The following is a 16,415-nucleotide window of genomic DNA, read 5'->3' on the forward strand; positions in this document are numbered from 1 at the left end:
TCGCCGCATTCGCAGCCCAAATGGGCTGTGGCTGCCCGCAATTCGGTTTTGCCTGCACCCCGACCCCCGATTTGCAACAGCGGGGGGCGCAAACACGGCCCGCGAGCGGCAAAAAAACCGTGCTTTGGGTCTCAGGCCTCAACCCGCCCACAAATCCAGGGGTGGATCGTGCACCACGGCCTTCAGGATGTCGGTGCGGGTGACGAAACCCTCTACCCGGCCCTCGCCATCGACCACCGGCAGGCCTTGCAAACCGGTATCGAGCAGCACCAGCGCCAAGCGGCGCAGCTCCACTTCGGCGCTGACCGCAGGCACGGGGCTGAGCATGACTTGCGTCAGGGGCTGCGCCATCAGGGCCTGCCAGACCAGGGCGTGCCCGTCGGGGGTGGGCAAGCGCTCGGGCTGCATCAGTTCGGCACGCGACAGCAGCCCGATCACCAGCCCATCGCGGCCCAGCACCGGGGCCTGGCCAACGCCGCGCTGATACAAGACCCACCAGCCTTGGCGCACCGTCATGTCGTGCGAGAGCGTCACCGGGTTGCGGCTCATGACATCGGCCACGCTGCGCAAGGGCCGTCTGGCCAGCGGCGCCCGCTGCAACTGGCTGTAGGCGCTCAGGGCGTGGGCACTGCCTCGGTGCTCGGCATCGGGTGGGGTGCCGGTTTCGGGCACTTGCAGCGGGCGGTCGAACTCGGGCTCGAGCGCGCGCGTGCGCGCACTGCGCAAGGTGGGTACGACGCGGCGCAAATCCTCCGCCAAGCCGCGGTACATGAGCCCAGATGTGCCGTAAATCGCAAACATGATGCACCCCTCGTTCAGACGCAACCCTGTGCATTATGGCGGCATACCAGGTGCCACGGCCAAAAACCAGGCGCCAGCGCACGGCAGCAGCGCGACGGCCGCCGTCAGGGCGAAAACATCAGGGCAAAAACAGGGCTTGCAGGTCGTTGAGAAAATCAAAACCGCGTGCGCTGGGCCGGATGCGCCAGGCGTCGCGCTCGATCCAGCCCTTGGCCTCGGCCTCGGCCAATGGGGCCTGGATGGCAGCCAGCGGCAGGCCGGTGCGGGCACCAAAATCGGCCACCGCAAAGCCCTCGCGCAAGCGCAGCGCGTTGAGCATGAATTCAAACGGCAATTCGCTGGCGGGCACTTCGTTTTCGCTGGCAACCGGCTGGCCCTGCAAGGCCTGCTCCATGTAGCGCTGCGGGTCGCGCCAGCGCACCTGGCGCAGCACGCGCTGCGCGAAACTGAGCTTGCCGTGCGCCCCCGCCCCTATGCCCAGGTAGTCGCCAAAGCGCCAGTAGTTCAGGTTGTGGCGGCACTGGTGTTCGGCCCGGGCGTAGGCCGACACCTCGTAGCGCTGCAGCCCGGCGCTGGCGCAGCGGGCGCCGATGGCATCGAGCATGTCCCAGGCGCTGTCTTGGTCGGGCAAATGCGGCGGCGGATGCTTGGCAAAGGCGGTGTTGGGCTCGAGCGTGAGGTGGTAGAGCGACAGGTGCGGGGGCGCATAGTCCAAGGCGCGCTCCAGGTCCTGCTGCAAATCGGCCAGCGTCTGGCCCGGCAGCGCATACATCAGGTCGAGGTTGAAGGTTGGGAAGTGCTGCGCCGCCTCTTGCACCGCCGCGTGTGCCTGGGCGGCGTCGTGCACCCGGCCCAAGGCGTGCAAAAAGCGGTCGTCGAAGGATTGCACGCCCACGCTCAGGCGCGTCACGCCCACGGCGCGGTAGGCAGCAAAGCGCTGGCGCTCGAAGCTGCCGGGGTTGGCCTCGAGCGTGATTTCGGCATCGGGCAGCAGCGGCAGCAAGGCGCGCAGGTCGGACAACAAACGCTCCAGTGCCTCGGGCGGCAGCAGGCTGGGGGTGCCGCCGCCGATGAAGACGCTGTGCACGTTACGCCCCCACACCAGCGGCAGACTGGCTTCGAGGTCGGCGCGCAGCGCTTGCAGATAGCGCTCCCAGGGCGGGGGCGCAGCGCCTTGCAGGGCATGCGAATTGAAGTCGCAGTAGGGGCATTTTTTCAGGCACCACGGCAGGTGCACATACAAGGCCAGTGGCGGCAGGCTGGTGAGCTGGATGCGGCCGGGGCGCTCCAGGCGCACGGTCTGGACCGCGCTCACGACTCGCCCGCCCAAGGTAGCCAGCGCTGGCGCATCAGCTCCAGCAGGGCGCGCGCCGCTTGGCCGCGGTGGCTGAGGCTGTTTTTGAGCGCGGGCGGCAACTGGGCGCAGGTTTGCCCGTATTCGGGCAGGTAGAGCACCGGGTCGAAGCCAAATCCGTGCGTTCCGGTGGCTTCGGTGGCAATCAGGCCATGCAGGCGCCCGCTGGCCACCAGGGGCTCGGGGTCGTCGGGTGAGCGCAGCGCCACCAGGGTGCTGACTAGGGCGGCGCGCCGGTTGCTCTGGCCCTGCATCTGCTCCAGCAGGGCGCGCACGTTGTGGGTGTCGCCCTTGGGGTAGCCAAAGCGGGTCGCGTAGAAGGCGGTGTCCACCCCCGGCTGGCCACCAAAGGCCTCGACGCACAGCCCGGCGTCGTCGGCCAGCGCGGGCAGGCCGCTGGCGGCGCTGGCGTGGCGCGCCTTGGCCAAGGCGTTTTCCACGAAGGTGCGGTGCGGTTCATCGGCCTCGGCAATGCCCAACTCGGACTGGCTCAGCAGCCGCACGCCCAAAGGCTGCAGCAGGGCTTGCAGTTCGGCCAGTTTGCCGGCGTTGTGGGTCGCCAGCACCAGGGTCAGCGCCGGCTTCACGGCTGCTGCGAGGCCAAGCCGGGCACGGGGGCCGCCACGGCGGCGCGTTGCAGCGCGATCAGCTCGGTGATGCCGCTTTCGGCCAGGCGCAGCATCTGGCTCATCTGCTCGTGGCTGAAGGGCTGGCCTTCGGCGGTGCCCTGCACTTCCACGAAATGGCCGGCGCCAGTCATGACCACGTTCATGTCGGTGTCGCAGGCCGAATCTTCGTCGTAGTCCAAATCGAGCAGCGCCAGCCCCTGCAGCAGGCCGACCGACACCGCCGCCACCGGTTGCAGCAGGGGCGAACGCGCCAATTGCCCACTGCGCAGCAACTGCTGCACCGCATCGTGCGCCGCCACCCAGGCGCCGGTGATGGCGGCGGTGCGGGTGCCGCCGTCGGCCTGCAGCACGTCGCAATCGAGCGTGAGGGTGCGCTCGCCCAGCGCCGCCAGATCGAACACCGCGCGCAGCGAGCGCCCGATCAGGCGCTGGATCTCTTGCGTGCGCCCACTTTGCTTGCCCTTGGCGGCCTCGCGCGCGCTGCGGGTGTGGGTGGCGCGCGGCAGCATGCCGTATTCGGCCGTGACCCAGCCGGCGCCGCTGCCCTTTTGGTGCGGCGGCACCTTGTCTTCGATCGAGGCGGTGCACAGCACCCGGGTGCGGCCAAACTCAACCAGCACCGAGCCCTCGGCGTGGCAGGTGTAGGCGCGCGTGAGGCGCACCGGGCGCAGGGCATGGGCTGGGCGGGCGTCGAGGCGGGCGGGTGTGGGGTGGCTCAAGGGGTTTGCAGTCATGTGAAATTGGCTCAGGTATTACGGACGGTTGCGGCGCAAGGCGGTGCGGCGGATGGCGGCGTTGATTTCATCGATGGATTGCTCGATGCGCTCCAGATCGAACACATCGTCACCCTCCCCTGGGGTTGGCTGGGCGTCGGGGCCAAGGTCGACGACCTGACCGAAGCTGGAAATCGACGAGCCCTCAAACAAATCGGCCTGCGCCACCCCGGGCCCCGTTGCGGCCGCGCCATCGCCGCCCCACTGCAGCGCCAACAACGACACGTTGTCGCTGCGCGGGCCGGCCTTGTGCAAAGCCTGGCGCACCAAGGCCGGCACACTGTGGCGCAGCGCCCGGCCCTGCAGGGCCGCCACCAGATCGGCGTCGGATTGGGTAGACCACAGGCCATCGGAGCACAGCAGCAGCTGATCGCCGGCCTGCAAGGCCAAGGGGCCGGTGTGGTCGAACAAGGGCGTCGATTGCGAGCCCAAGCAGGTAAACAGCAAATTTCGATTCGCCAAACGGGACGGCTGCTGAAACAGCTCCGGTTTGTCTTGGAAGCTGTGGTCGCGGGTGCGAAACCACACCCGTTCGGCGCGCAGCCCGTACAGGCGCGAATCGCCAGCGTGCACCGCCCACAGTTGCCCGTCTTGCAGCAGCGCCGCCACCAGCGTGGTGCGCGGCTGCTCGGACAGGTCGTTGGAACGGGCGTAATCGACAATGGCGCGGTTGGCTTGCAACAGGGTCTGCTGCAAAAAAGCCGGCGGATGGGCCAGCCGCGGCCGCGCCTGCGCCAAAAAGGACTGGGTGAACACCCGCACCGCAATTTCAGCCGCCTGCTCGCCCCCGCTGTACCCCCCCATGCCATCGGCCAAGGTGAGCAAAATTGCCTCGTGGGTGTAGGTGTAACCGAGGCGGTCTTCGTTGTCGTCGCGCCCCCCTTGGCTGCTGGCCTGAAAAACCGAAAACTTCATGACTCGGGATGAAAACTGGAGCGCCCAGAAGGGGTGACGGGAAGTTTGGAGGAACCGGGCCAAAAACGACCGACTTGCTGGCGCAGTTTGTCGGCCAGGCTGGGCGGGCTAAAGACTGGGGTGGGCTCGCGTTGCAATTCTTTTTGCAACTCGAACACCGACTGCGGCCGCGCCGTGGCCTGCAGCGCCATGCACCACTGCACCACCTCGATCAGGTTGTCGGAATAGAGCCCGCGCAAGCGCGTCATGGCCAGCGGCAGTCGGTCTTTTTCAAGACGCTGCGGGGCGTCGTGGGGTGGGTAGCCTTGCATGCAGGAGTAGAGGCAGGCGCCCACGGCATACATATCGGTCCACGGGCCCAACTGGGCGCCGCGCTGGTACATCTCGGGGCCGGCAAAGCCGGGCGTGTACATGGGGCGCACGAAATTGCCTTCGGCGCTGAGCACCTCGCGGGCCGCGCCAAAATCGATCAAAATGGGTTTGTTGGCGTCAGTAATAAAAATGTTGGCCGGCTTGATATCCAAGTGCAGCATTTTGTGCTGGTGCACGATGCGCAAGCCACGCAGCAACTCGTCGTAGAGCGAGCGGATGGTGGCTTCACGAAAAATCTTTTTGCGCTTGAGCGCGCGCGCCGTGACGATGAACTCCTGCAGCGAGGCGCCTTCGAGCAGGTCCATGACCATATAGACGGTCTCGTTTTCTCGAAAAAAATGCCGCACCCCGACCACCGATGGGTGCGAAATTTGCGCCAGCGCCCGGCCTTCTTCAAAAAAGCTTTTGAGCCCGAGCCGGTACAGGGAGAGCTTTTCGGGCGGCACCTGCGGCAGCAACTCGCCCGGCGCGCGCAAGGCCAGCGAAGCAGGCAGGTATTCCTTGAGCGCCACCTTCTGCCCGGCCGGGTCGAGCGCCAGATAGACCAAGCCAAACCCGCCACTGGCCAACAGACGCAGCACCCGGTAGCCGCCAATCAGGGTTTCGGGGGGCAAGGGAGCGGGCTTGGTCTTTGACATAATCGGAACAGAGCAAAACCCGCATCGTTGCAACAAGAAAAGAGTGAATCCGTGCCAGTTTACAGCATGACCGGCTATGCCTGCGCCACCCAGCGCCTGCGCCCCACCGAGGCCGCCCCCCACTCGCCCGAGCTCGTGCTGGGGGTGGAGATTCGTTCCGTCAACAGCCGCTTTCTGGACTTGGGGTTTCGCTTGGGCGATGAACTGCGCGCCTGCGAACCCGCGCTGCGTGAGCGCCTGCAAGCCAGCCTCAAGCGCGGCAAGGTCGAGTTGCGGGCGTGGGTCGAGGGCCGCACCGAGGCCGCATGGCGCGCTCCCAACAGCGCCGAACTGCAAAAATTGCTGTCTATGCAAGACCAGATCCGCACTTGGCTGCCCCATGCGCGCGAACTCTCGGTGGCCGAGCTGCTGCAATTGCTGGCGCGCACGCCCCCACTGCCGGCCGCCTTGACCGAGGCCGCGTCCAGCTTGGCCGCACAGGTGCTCGACGAGCTGCGCCACGCCCGCCAACGCGAGGGCGAACGGCTGGTCCAGATGCTGCACGAGCGGCTCGCACAGTTGCAGGCGCTGGCGCAACAGGCCCAGCCCTTGGTGCCGGCCCAGGTCGAGCAGCAGCGGCTGCGTTTTCTGGAGCGCTGGAACGAGGCCATGGGCCACACCGGCGCCGACTCCAGCCCCGCCCCGGCGGCGGCCCACGAGCGCGCCCTGACCGAAGCCACCGCCTACGCGCTGCGGCTTGACGTCGCTGAAGAACTGACGCGCCTGCAGTCGCACCTGAGCGAGATCGGCGACGTGCTGCAGCGCGGCGGCGAGGTCGGCAAGCGGCTCGATTTTTTGATCCAAGAACTGCAACGCGAGGCCAACACCTTGGGCAGCAAATCCTCCAGCCTCACCCTGACGCGCATTGCGGTGGAAATGAAAGTGCTGATCGAGCAAATGCGCGAACAGGTGCAAAATCTCGAATAAAGATGGATTACCCCGGCAACCTGTACGTGGTCTGTGCCGCCAGCGGCACCGGCAAATCGAGCCTCGTCAAGGCGTGGCGGCAAGCTGATGCGCTGCTGGCCTTGTCGATCTCGCACACCACCCGGGCCCCGCGGGGCCAAGAGCGCAATGGGCGCGAATACCACTTTGTGAGCGCCCAGACCTTTGACCAGTTGCTGGCAGCGGGGGCCTTCGTCGAGTGGGCGCACGTGCACGGCCAGCGCTACGGCACCTCGCACCTGGCGCTGGCCGAGGCGCTGCGCAACGGGGCCGACCTGGTGCTCGAGATCGACTACCAGGGCGCCCTGCAGATCAAGCAACAATTCCCGCATGCGGCCCTGATTTTTGTGCTTCCCCCCAGTTGGGAGGAGCTGCGCACTAGGCTGCAACGGCGCGCCGAAGACAGCGCCGAGGTGATCGAGCTGCGGCTGCGCAACGCCGTGGAAGAGGTGGCCCAAGTCGATCGCTTCGACTTCGTTATAATCAATGATTCATTTGAGCGCGCCCTGTCTGATCTGCAGTCGATCGCCCACGCCCAGCGCTTGCGTGTGGCCACCCAGCGCCGCCGGCGTGCGGACACCTTCAGCGCGCTGCAAATCGCTTGATCACTCTCCCCATCCTCCCCACACAACCTTTTTGCACACCCATGGCCCGCATCACCGTCGAAGACTGTCTGGAAAAAATCCCCAACCGCTTCCAGCTCGTGTTGGCCGCCACCTACCGGGCGCGCATGCTCAACCAGGGCCACACGCCCAAGGTCGAGAGCAAGAACAAATCGGTTGTGACCGCCCTGCGCGAAATTGCCGAGGGCAAAATAGGGCTGGAAATGCTCAAAAAAGTGCCTTCCTGAGCCCCCAACCCGGGCTGCGCTGCCGCTCAGCGCCGGGTAAATTTTGGCGTTGGTTCTGCACGCCAGCGCCGTTCCGGCTAAAGTAGGGCTTACCATGAGCGACGACGTCATCGCAAGCCCGCGTGCCAATGCCCCAATGGCACCGTCGGCCGCTGTTGCGGCCAGTTTTTCTGCGCTCGAATCGGCCCTCGATTACCTCAACGCCGCCGAAATCGAGCAGGTGCGCCTAGCCTTTCGCTTTGCCGACCAAGCCCACTCGGGGCAGTTGCGCAACAACGGCGACCCCTACGTGACGCACCCGATTGCCGTCGCGCTGCAGTGCACCGAGTGGAAGCTCGACGCCCAAGCCCTGTGCGCGGCCCTGATGCACGATGTGCTCGAAGACTGCGGCTGCTCCAAAGCCGACTTGGTGCAACAGTTTGGCCCCCAAGTGGCCGACTTGGTCGATGGACTGACCAAGCTCGACAAGCTCGAATTCGACAGCCGCGAGCAAAACCAAGCCGAATCCTTTCGCAAGATGCTGCTGGCCATGGCGCGCGACGTGCGCGTGATCCTCATCAAGCTGGCCGACCGCACCCACAACATGCGCACCCTGGGCGACATGCCGCGCCGCAAATGGAGCCGCATCAGCACCGAAACGCTGGAAATCTACGCCCCCATCGCGCACCGCTTGGGCCTGAACAACAACTACCGCGAGTTGCAAGACCTCGCCTTCAAGCACCTGCACCCGTGGCGCTACCAGGCGCTGTCCAAGGCGCTGGAAAAATCGCGCAACCGGCGCCAAGATTTGGTCGCCAAAGTGCGCGGTGAAGTCGAGGGGGCCTTGTTGCGCCACGGGCTGGAAGCGCGCATCGTCGGGCGCGAAAAAACGCTGTTTTCCATCTACAACAAAATGGACAGCAAGCACCTGTCCTTTGCCCAAGTCACCGACCTCTACGGCTTTCGCGTCATCCTGCCTGAGCTGCTCGATTGCTACCGGGCGCTGGGCATCTTGCACCAAATTTACAAACCGCTGCCGGACAAGTTCCGCGACTACATCGCCATCGCCAAGATGAATGGCTACCAGTCGCTGCACACCACGCTGGTGGGGCCGTTTGGTGCCAACATCGAGTTCCAGTTGCGCACCCCGGCCATGGATGTGGTGGCCGAATCGGGCGTGGCCGCGCACTGGCTCTACAAGGCCAGCGCCGCCGATGGTCCGGTGCAGCAAGAACCCGACGCGCGCTGGCTGCAATCGCTGCTTGACATCCAACAAGTCAGCCAAGACGCAGCCGAGTTCTGGGACCACATCAAAATCGACCTGTTCCCGGATTCGGTCTATGTGTTCACGCCCAAGAGCCGCATCCTCACGCTGGCGCACGGGGCCACGGTGGTGGATTTTGCCTACACCATCCACTCCGACGTGGGCAACCGCGCCATCGGGGCCAAAATCAACGGCGAACAGGTGCCCTTGAGCACCCGGCTCAAAAATGGCGATATGGTAGAGATCCTCACCTCGCCGCACGCGCAGCCCAACCCGAGCTGGCTCGGTTTTGTCAAAACCGGGCGCGCACGCTCCAAGATCCGGCACCACCTGAAAACGCTGGCGCTGGAGGAGTCGCACGCGCTGGGCGAGCGGCTGCTGCTGCAGGCCTTGCGCGCCGAGGGCTTCATCGGCCTGCCCGACGAGACCGATGCCGCCCACCAAGCCACATGGGACAAGCTGCTGCGCTTTACCGGCAACCGCAACCGCCGCGAACTGCTCACCGACCTCGGGCTGGGCAAGCGCATTGCCGGCATGGTGTCCAAGAAGCTGGCGGCGCTGCTGGGCGAGATCGGCCACAAGCCCGATGTGCTTTTAATCAGCCAAGAACGCTACGGCATTGCGGCCGAAGACCAAGCCAGCCAAGGCGTGGTTTCGCTCGACGGCAGCGAAGGCGCCTCGGTGCAATACGCCGACTGCTGCCTGCCCATACCGGGCGACCGCATCGTGGGCTACTTGGGCAAGGGCGATGGCTTGGTGGTGCACACCGACGACTGCCCCACCGGCAAACGCCTGCTGCACCGCGACAGCGAGCGCTTCCTAGAAGTCGAATGGGCCGAGGAACCGACGCGCTCCTTCGAGACCAGCGTGCTCGTCACCGTCAACAACGGCACCGGCGTGCTGGCCAAGGTGGCGGCGGCGCTGGCGGCGGCGGAGGCCGACATCACGCACCTGCACATGGGCGACGAGCGCGGCCAGAGCACCATCGACCTGCGCTTTGCGCTGGCGGTGCGCGACCGGGTGCATTTGGCGCGCGTGCTGCGCCAGCTCAAGCGCACGCCGGCGGTGGTGCGGGCGCAGCGCCTGCGGCCCCAGCGGCCGGGTAGCTGACCTCGATCACTTCCAGCAGCTCCCAGCCCGCCGGGGTGCGCAAGCGCACCTCGTCGCCCACGCGCGCTTTCAGCAGGGCCTGCGCCACCGGGGCCACCCAACTGATCTGGCCCAAGCTCGGCTCGGCTTCGTCGATGCCCAGAATGGTGACGCAGGTCTGGCTGCCGTCGGCGCGGGCAAACACCACGCTGGCCCCAAAAAACACCTGTTCGCTGCCGTGCTGCAAAGCGGGATCGACCACCACTGCGATTTCCAGGCGTTTGCCCAAAAAACGGATGCGGCGGTCGATCTCGCGCAGGCGTTTTTTGCCGTACAGGTAGTCGCCGTTTTCCGAGCGGTCGCCGTTGCTGGCGGCCCAGTGCACCACCTCGACCACGCGCGGGCGCTCGACGTCGAGCAGATGCAGCAGCTCGGCGCGCAGCCGCGCATGGCCGGCGGGCGTGATGTAGTTCTTGCCGCCGGCAGGCAGCGGCGCTGCGCCAGCGGTGGCATCGTCGTCGTCGTCGTGATCGGTTTCTTTGGTGAAGGCTTTGCTCATGGGGCGGGTGCCATTTTGGGGCGTTCTTTCAACAGCGCATTGTCCCGGATGTGGTGGCCACCTGGGCGACCGCTTCGGACGCCCTTCTAGGCGAAAATCCCAGCTGCACCCATCACCCGAAACCCAATCCATGTCATCGACCGATTCCCTAAGTGCCTCCACCAGACCCCGGATCGTGTTTTCACACGCCAACAGCTTTCCCGGTCCCACCTACCGCGTGCTGTTTGAGCGCTTGCAGCAACTGGGCTACGCGGTGCGCGCGCCCGAGAAGTTTGGCCACGACCCGGCCTACCCAGTCAGCAGCAACTGGCCGCACCTGGTGCAGCAACTGGCCGATTTCGTGCTGCGCGAGTACGCCAGCGCGGCCGATCGGGAGTCCCCCCTGTATCTGGTGGGCCATTCGCTGGGCGGCTACCTGAGCCTGATGTGCGCCGCCAAATTCCCGCTGCTGGGCGGCCGGCCGGTGGCCGGGGTGGTGCTGCTCGACTCCCCGCTGCTCAGTGGCTGGCGCGCCCGCGCGCTGCAAGCGGCCAAGCAGACGCGGCTCATCGGTGCCGTCTCGCCGGGGCAGGTCAGCCGCAAGCGGCGCAACAGCTGGGCCAGCGCCGAGGAAGCGCTGGCGCACTTCGCCCACAAAAAAGCTTTTGCGCGCTGGGACGAACGGGTGCTGCGCGACTACATTGCCCACGGCACGCACGAGGCCGCCACGGCGCAGGGCAGCAAGCGCGTGCTCAGCTTTGAGCGCGAAGTCGAAACCGCGATCTACAACACCTTGCCGGACCACTTCGACCGGCTGCTGCGCCGCCACCCGCTGGCGTGCCCGCTGGCCTTCGTCGGCGGCAGCGAATCGGTGGAGCTGCGCCAAGTGGGCATGGGGCTCACGCACAAGCTGGTGGGCCACACGCCCAGCGACCGGCTGCAAACCCTGGAGGGCAGCCACCTGTTCCCGATGGAGCGGCCCGAGGAAAGCGCGCTGGCCATCGACCGGGCGCTGCGCAGCTTCGCCGGCGGCTCCTGAGGGGGGCTTTCAGCGCGTCCAGTCCACCCAGCCCATGTAGGCGGTGAGCAGCACCAGCAGCCCGAAGGCAATCCGGTACCAGGCAAAGGGCACGAAGGTGTGCTGCGCCACGTAACGCAGCAGCCAGCGCACGCAGGCCCAAGCCGAGAGCCAGGTCACGATCAGCCCGACAGCGAAAAACGGCAGGTCGGCGCGCGTGAGCAGATCGGAATTCCTGAACAGGTCGTAGCCCGCGGCCCCCACCAGCATCGGGATCGAGAGGAAGAAGCTGAATTCGGTGGCGGAACGGCGCGAAAAGCCAAAAGCCATGGCCCCGATGATGGTGGCCCCCGAGCGGCTCACGCCCGGCACCAGCGCCAGGCACTGGATCAGCCCCACGGTGAGCGAATCGCGCCAGCCCACCTCGTCCACCTCCTGGATGCGCTGCGGCGGCTGGCGCGCCTGGCGCGCTTCCACCCACAAAATCACCAGCCCGCCCGAAATGAACGTAGAGGCCACCACCAGCGGATTGAACAACACGCCGGTGATGAAGTCAAAAAACAACACCCCCAGCAGCACCGCTGGCAGGCAGCCGATGACCAGGTTGCTGGTGAAGCGCCACGCCACCGCATCGCCACGCGGCAGCCCCCGCGCAGTGGCCAGCAAGCGCTCCAAATAAACCGAGACGATCGCCAGCAGCGCCCCGACTTGGATCACCACCTCGAACAGCCGCACCTTCTCGCCATACAGCCCCAGCAGCGCCGAGGTCAGGATCAGGTGCCCGGTGGAAGAAATCGGCAAAAACTCGGTGATGCCCTGCACCAGCCCCATCACGGCGGCCTTGAGCAATAAAACGATGTCCATCGAGCGCTACTAAAAACAAAAGCCGCAGTGTAACGCCCGTCCTCTGGCTTACCCGCGCTTCCAGCGGCTTCAAGCGCGCGCGCATCGCATTGGCATACAATCGACCCCGACGGGCCTTCCCGCATGGTGAAGCGGCCAACCGGGTCAGGTGGGGAACCAAGCAGCCCTAACTGTCGATCCAGTGCCGGGGTCAAGGCTCGTCACCCCCATTTTCCGAACCCGCTCCCATTCCACCGTTTATTCCCGCAGCGACTCAAAATAGCGAGGCAACCCCACATGGCCAATCCCCTGATCAAGCAAGTCACCGACGCCAGCTTCGATGCCGACGTGCTCAAGTCTTCCCTGCCGGTGTTGGTCGATTTTTGGGCCGAGTGGTGCGGCCCCTGCCGCACCGTGGCGCCCATTCTGGACGAACTCGCCACCCACTACCAAGGCAAGCTGCAGATCACCAAAATGAACGTCGATGAAAGCCGCCAGGTGCCGGCCCAGTTCGGCATTCGCGGCATCCCGACGCTGATGATCTTCAAAGATGGCAAAGTGGCGGCGACCAAGGTGGGCGCCCTCAACAAATCGCAGCTGAGCGCTTTCATCGACCCCAACTTGGCCTAATCCGCTCCAGCACAAGTCGCTCAACTGGGGAGCCCGGTTGTTCACACCGGGCCGCTCGCCCGGTTGCCTGCTTTAGCTGTCATAATCCGACTTAAACAGAAAAAGAGAGCGCGTTTCGCCTTCCAAGGCCCGCTCCATTTTTTCCGCGCTGGCTGCCCAGCGCCTGCGCGCAGTCTTTGCACGCGGACCCCCTTTCCCCTTCCCCGGCTTTCATTTTTCCCCGACTCCTTGCAGGAGCGCACCCCATGCACCTCAACGAACTCAAGGCCTTGCACGTCTCGGAAGTGCTCAAGCAGGCCGATGCGCTGGAAATCGAAAACACCGGCCGCATGCGCAAACAAGAGCTGATGTTTGCCATCATCAAAAAGCGCGCCAAAACCGGCGAGCAGGTGTTTGCCGACGGCGTGCTCGAGGTGCTGCCCGACGGTTTTGGTTTCCTGCGCAACATGGACACCAGCTTCACCGCCTCCACCGACGACATCTACATCTCGCCCAGCCAGATCCGGCGCTTCAACCTGCACACCGGCGACATGATCGAAGGCGAGGTGCGCACCCCCAAAGACGGCGAGCGCTACTTCGCCCTCAACAAGCTCGACAAGATCAACGGCCTGTCGCCCGAGCACAACAAGCACAAGGTGATGTTCGAGAACCTCACGCCGCTGTTTCCGCAGGTGCAAATGCGGCTCGAGCGCGAGATCAAGACCGAGGAAAACATCACCGGCCGCGTGATCGACCTGATCGCCCCGATCGGCAAGGGCCAGCGCGGCCTGATCGTGGCCCCGCCCAAGAGCGGCAAAACGGTGATGATGCAAACCATCGCGCACGCCCTGGCCGCCAACTACCCCGAAGTCACGCTGATGGTGCTGCTGGTCGATGAGCGCCCCGAAGAAGTGACCGAGATGCAGCGCACCGTCAAGGGCGAAGTGATCTCCTCCACCTTCGACGAACCCGCCACGCGCCACGTGCACGTGGCCGAAATGGTGATCGAGCGCGCCAAGCGCTTGGTCGAGCTGAAAAAAGACGTGGTGATCCTGCTCGACTCGATCACCCGGCTGGCGCGCGCCTACAACAACGTGCTGCCCAGCTCGGGCAAGGTGCTCTCGGGCGGTGTCGATGCCAACGCCCTGCAGCGCCCGAAACGCTTTTTTGGCGCGGCGCGCAACGTGGAAGAAGGCGGCTCGCTGACCATCATCGCCACCGCCCTGATCGACACCGGCAGCCGCATGGACGAGGTGATCTTCGAAGAATTCAAGGGCACCGGCAACTCCGAGCTGCACCTGGACCGACGCCTGTACGAAAAACGCGTGTTCCCGGCGGTGCAACTCAACCGCAGCGGCACCCGGCGCGAGGAGTTGCTGCTGGCGCCCGAGATTTTGCAGAAAACCCGCATCCTGCGCCAGTTCATGTACAACATGGACGAGATCGAATCCATGGAAATGGTGCTCAAAAACATGCGCCAGACCAAAAACAACCACGAGTTCTTCGACCTGATGCGCCGCGGCGGTTGATATAATCACAGTCTTTGCGGAAAGTGTTGTCAGACAGGCTGACAATGGCTGCCGCGCCGCCCCTCAAGGAACCCAGCGATGAAATCCGGCATCCACCCCAACTACCGCGAAGTCTGCTTCGTCGATTTGTCGAACAGCCAGCAGTTCGTGATCCGCTCTTGCGTCAATACCCGCGAGAGCATCAAGCTCGACGACGGGCGCGAGCTGCCGCTCTACAAGCTCGACACCTCGAGCGAGTCGCACCCCTTCTACACCGGCACGCAAAAGAGTGTGGACAACATGGGCGGCCGCGTGGAGAAATTCCGCAACCGCTACGCCCGCACGGCCAAGTAAGCTTGTCGGCCATCCGCATGCCAACAAAGAGCAGCCGCGAGGCTGCTTTTTTCATGGTGCGGTTACAGTCCTGCGGTCTTGCCTTTCTTTGCCTTTGCCGCCTGTGATCCATCCCACCCCCGCCATCGTCAGCCAGCATTCTGCCCGGCGCTTGCCGCGCTGGGTGTTGTGGACGCTGGGCTTGCTCTACATCCTGCCTGGCTTTATCGGCCGCGACCCGTGGCGCAACGCCGACTTGGCCGCCTTTGGCGTGATGCGCGAACTCGCCGCCCAGCCCGGCCAGTGGCTGCATCCGCAATTGCTGGGCGAGAGCGCGCAGACCATCGGCTGGCTGCCCTACTGGCTGGGCGCTCTGGCCATCCACGCCCTGCCGTGGCTGCCGGCCCACCAAGCGGCCCAAATGCCATTCATGGCCCTGCTGGCCCTGACCCTCATTTGCACGTGGTACGCCGCCTACTACCTGGCGCGCTTGCCCGGCGCACAACCCGTGGTGTTTGCCTTTGGCGGCCAGGCACACCCGGTTGACTACGCGCGCGCCTTGGCCGACGCCGCCTTGCTGGCCTTGCTGGCCTGCTTGGGGCTGGCCCTGCTGGCACACCAATCCAGTGTCGATGCGGCGCGGCTGGCCTTCATCGCCCTTGCCTTGGCGGCTTTTGCGCGCAGCGTGCAGCCCGGCAAGAATCTGGCACCCACGCTGGGCATGTGGGCGCTGGCCATGTTCGGTCTGGCCCTGAGCGGAGCACCGGGCATCGCCTTGTTGCTGCTGCTCAGCGGCGAATGGGCCCGCTGGTGCTGGCCCAAGGCCTCCAGCGACATGATGGCCACCGAAGGGGCTGCCAGTCACGCCCAGGCCTCCAAAGCGCTGGCCATGCGCGGCAGCATGGCCGCCTTGGCACTGGCCGCCGCCGCCCTGGCTTATGCCATTGGCTGGCCCGGCGGTTGGCTGGATGGGCACGCTGTGCTGGCGCACTGGCAGTTGGGCGCTTCATGGGAGAGCCTGGCGCGCCTGTTGCTCTGGTTCACCTGGCCCTGCGCCCTGCTGGCGGCCTGGACGCTGTGGAAGTGGCGCCGCCAATGGCGCAGCCCCCACCTGCTGCTGCCCGCTGCGTGCTTGCTGGCGCTGCTGCTGGCGACCCTGTTGCACCGAGGCAGCGACCGCATCTTGCTGCTGGCGCTGCCCCCTTTGGCCGTGCTGGCGGCCTTTGCCCTGCCGACGCTGACGCGCAGCGTGGCGGCCTTGATCGACTGGCTGGCGATTTTGCTTTTCAGCGTCTCGGCCCTGCTGATCTGGATCATCTGGGTGGCCATGGTAACCGGTGTGCCCGCCGAACCAGCCGCCAATGTGGCCAAGCTGCTGCCCAATTTTGTGCCCCGCTTCCAAGCGCACGGGTTTGTGCCGGCGCTGCTGCTCACACTGGCATGGCTGGCGGTGATCGCTTGGCGCACCGGCCGCCACCAGCCCGCGCTCTGGAAAAGCCTGGTGTTGTCGGCCAGCGGCATCACGCTGTGCTGGGCGCTGCTGCTGACACTCTGGTTGCCGGCGCTCAACCACGGCATGAGTCTGGCGCCCATCAGTCAGCGGGTGGCTGCCCACACCCCGGCCCAGCAATGTGTGCTGGTGCATGGACTGGCACACGAACAGATTGCAGCGCTGCAATACCACGGCGGCTTGCGCGTGCAACGCATCACCGGCGGCCCGGCCGATGCGACCTGTTCGCGCTTGGTGGTCAGTTCAGAGGGGTTTGCGACGCTGAGCCAGCGGCTCGATGTGCGCCACTGGCATCTGCTGCGCGAGGAGCCACGCCTGCGCGAAAACCGCGATGTCTGGCTGGTATTTGAACGGCGCCTAGGCGCCACCGCACCGCAACATTGAAACACCCAGCGCGCCGCCGCAGCT

The 16,415-nt window shown here is 65.5% G+C and carries 17 protein-coding genes and 1 other RNA gene; 10 read left to right on the forward strand and 8 right to left on the reverse strand.

Annotated features, from left to right (window positions below; all coding sequences use genetic code 11):
- Positions 1–138: 138 nt before the first annotated feature.
- From SRAA_RS06315 to SRAA_RS06340, 6 genes are all read right to left on the reverse strand, one after another.
- Positions 139–801: a CBS domain-containing protein gene (locus tag SRAA_RS06315; RefSeq protein WP_045531525.1), complete on the reverse strand. Its 663-nt coding sequence runs from the start codon at positions 799–801 to the stop codon at positions 139–141.
- Between the two features lie 118 nt (positions 802–919).
- The gene (hemW, locus tag SRAA_RS06320) at positions 920–2,116 is read right to left on the reverse strand and encodes a radical SAM family heme chaperone HemW (RefSeq protein ID WP_231849257.1); all 1,197 of its coding nucleotides are present in this window, start codon (positions 2,114–2,116) and stop codon (positions 920–922) included.
- Positions 2,113–2,730: an RdgB/HAM1 family non-canonical purine NTP pyrophosphatase gene (gene rdgB / locus SRAA_RS06325; protein WP_045533427.1), complete on the reverse strand. Its 618-nt coding sequence runs from the start codon at positions 2,728–2,730 to the stop codon at positions 2,113–2,115. Before rdgB ends, hemW begins: the two co-directional genes overlap by 4 nt.
- Before the next feature lie 8 nt (positions 2,731–2,738).
- On the reverse strand, positions 2,739–3,518 hold the full coding sequence (rph, locus tag SRAA_RS06330; RefSeq protein WP_045531526.1) for a ribonuclease PH: 780 nt from the start codon (positions 3,516–3,518) through the stop codon (positions 2,739–2,741).
- An 18-nt stretch (positions 3,519–3,536) separates the two neighbouring features.
- A complete protein-coding gene (locus SRAA_RS06335) occupies positions 3,537–4,472 on the reverse strand; it encodes a PP2C family protein-serine/threonine phosphatase (RefSeq protein ID WP_045531528.1) in 936 nt (311 codons plus the stop codon).
- Entirely contained in the window at positions 4,469–5,482 is a 1,014-nt protein-coding gene (locus SRAA_RS06340; protein WP_045531530.1) for a serine/threonine protein kinase, read from the reverse strand. Before SRAA_RS06340 ends, SRAA_RS06335 begins: the two co-directional genes overlap by 4 nt.
- A 51-nt stretch (positions 5,483–5,533) precedes the next feature.
- Here SRAA_RS06340 and SRAA_RS06345 point away from each other — a divergent pair, with 51 nt between their 5' ends.
- From SRAA_RS06345 to SRAA_RS06360, 4 genes are all read left to right on the forward strand, one after another.
- Positions 5,534–6,448 (forward strand): YicC/YloC family endoribonuclease, encoded by a 915-nt coding sequence (locus SRAA_RS06345; RefSeq protein ID WP_231849258.1) that lies wholly within the window; start codon positions 5,534–5,536, stop codon positions 6,446–6,448.
- Positions 6,449–6,450: 2 nt separating this feature from the next.
- On the forward strand, positions 6,451–7,071 hold the full coding sequence (gene gmk / locus SRAA_RS06350; RefSeq protein ID WP_045531533.1) for a guanylate kinase: 621 nt from the start codon (positions 6,451–6,453) through the stop codon (positions 7,069–7,071).
- Between the two features lie 41 nt (positions 7,072–7,112).
- Complete coding sequence (gene rpoZ / locus SRAA_RS06355) at positions 7,113–7,316, forward strand: DNA-directed RNA polymerase subunit omega (protein WP_045531534.1); 204 nt, start codon at positions 7,113–7,115, stop codon at positions 7,314–7,316.
- Positions 7,317–7,410: 94 nt separating this feature from the next.
- On the forward strand, positions 7,411–9,669 hold the full coding sequence (locus tag SRAA_RS06360; protein WP_045531536.1) for a RelA/SpoT family protein: 2,259 nt from the start codon (positions 7,411–7,413) through the stop codon (positions 9,667–9,669).
- On the opposite strand, the gene greB is transcribed toward SRAA_RS06360, so the two are convergent.
- On the reverse strand, positions 9,608–10,207 hold the full coding sequence (gene greB / locus SRAA_RS06365; protein ID WP_045531538.1) for a transcription elongation factor GreB: 600 nt from the start codon (positions 10,205–10,207) through the stop codon (positions 9,608–9,610). The genes SRAA_RS06360 and greB overlap by 62 nt on opposite strands.
- Before the next feature lie 130 nt (positions 10,208–10,337).
- Here greB and SRAA_RS06370 point away from each other — a divergent pair, with 130 nt between their 5' ends.
- Positions 10,338–11,225, forward strand: coding sequence for an alpha/beta fold hydrolase (locus tag SRAA_RS06370; RefSeq protein ID WP_045531539.1), 888 nt, complete (start codon positions 10,338–10,340; stop codon positions 11,223–11,225).
- Positions 11,226–11,234: 9 nt separating this feature from the next.
- On the opposite strand, the gene SRAA_RS06375 is transcribed toward SRAA_RS06370, so the two are convergent.
- Positions 11,235–12,068 carry an undecaprenyl-diphosphate phosphatase gene (locus SRAA_RS06375; protein ID WP_045531541.1) on the reverse strand — a complete coding sequence of 278 codons (834 nt, stop codon included), beginning with the start codon at positions 12,066–12,068 and terminating at the stop codon, positions 11,235–11,237.
- Positions 12,069–12,176: 108 nt separating this feature from the next.
- Here SRAA_RS06375 and ffs point away from each other — a divergent pair.
- The 5 genes from ffs to SRAA_RS06395 all read left to right on the forward strand — a co-directional run bounded on the left by ffs (position 12,177) and on the right by SRAA_RS06395 (position 16,391).
- Positions 12,177–12,273, forward strand: an RNA gene (ffs, locus tag SRAA_RS12245) — signal recognition particle sRNA small type.
- Between the two features lie 71 nt (positions 12,274–12,344).
- The gene (trxA, locus tag SRAA_RS06380) at positions 12,345–12,677 is read left to right on the forward strand and encodes a thioredoxin TrxA (RefSeq protein WP_045531543.1); all 333 of its coding nucleotides are present in this window, start codon (positions 12,345–12,347) and stop codon (positions 12,675–12,677) included.
- Positions 12,678–12,922: 245 nt separating this feature from the next.
- Positions 12,923–14,185, forward strand: coding sequence for a transcription termination factor Rho (gene rho / locus SRAA_RS06385; RefSeq protein WP_029463120.1), 1,263 nt, complete (start codon positions 12,923–12,925; stop codon positions 14,183–14,185).
- A gap of 78 nt (positions 14,186–14,263) precedes the next feature.
- Positions 14,264–14,518 carry a type B 50S ribosomal protein L31 gene (locus SRAA_RS06390; protein ID WP_034112511.1) on the forward strand — a complete coding sequence of 85 codons (255 nt, stop codon included), beginning with the start codon at positions 14,264–14,266 and terminating at the stop codon, positions 14,516–14,518.
- A gap of 103 nt (positions 14,519–14,621) precedes the next feature.
- A complete protein-coding gene (locus SRAA_RS06395) occupies positions 14,622–16,391 on the forward strand; it encodes a hypothetical protein (protein ID WP_045531544.1) in 1,770 nt (589 codons plus the stop codon).
- Positions 16,392–16,415 lie beyond the last annotated feature (24 nt).

Source organism: Serpentinimonas raichei (genome assembly GCF_000828895.1).
Classification (GTDB): Bacteria; Pseudomonadota; Gammaproteobacteria; order Burkholderiales; family Burkholderiaceae_C; genus Serpentinimonas; species Serpentinimonas raichei.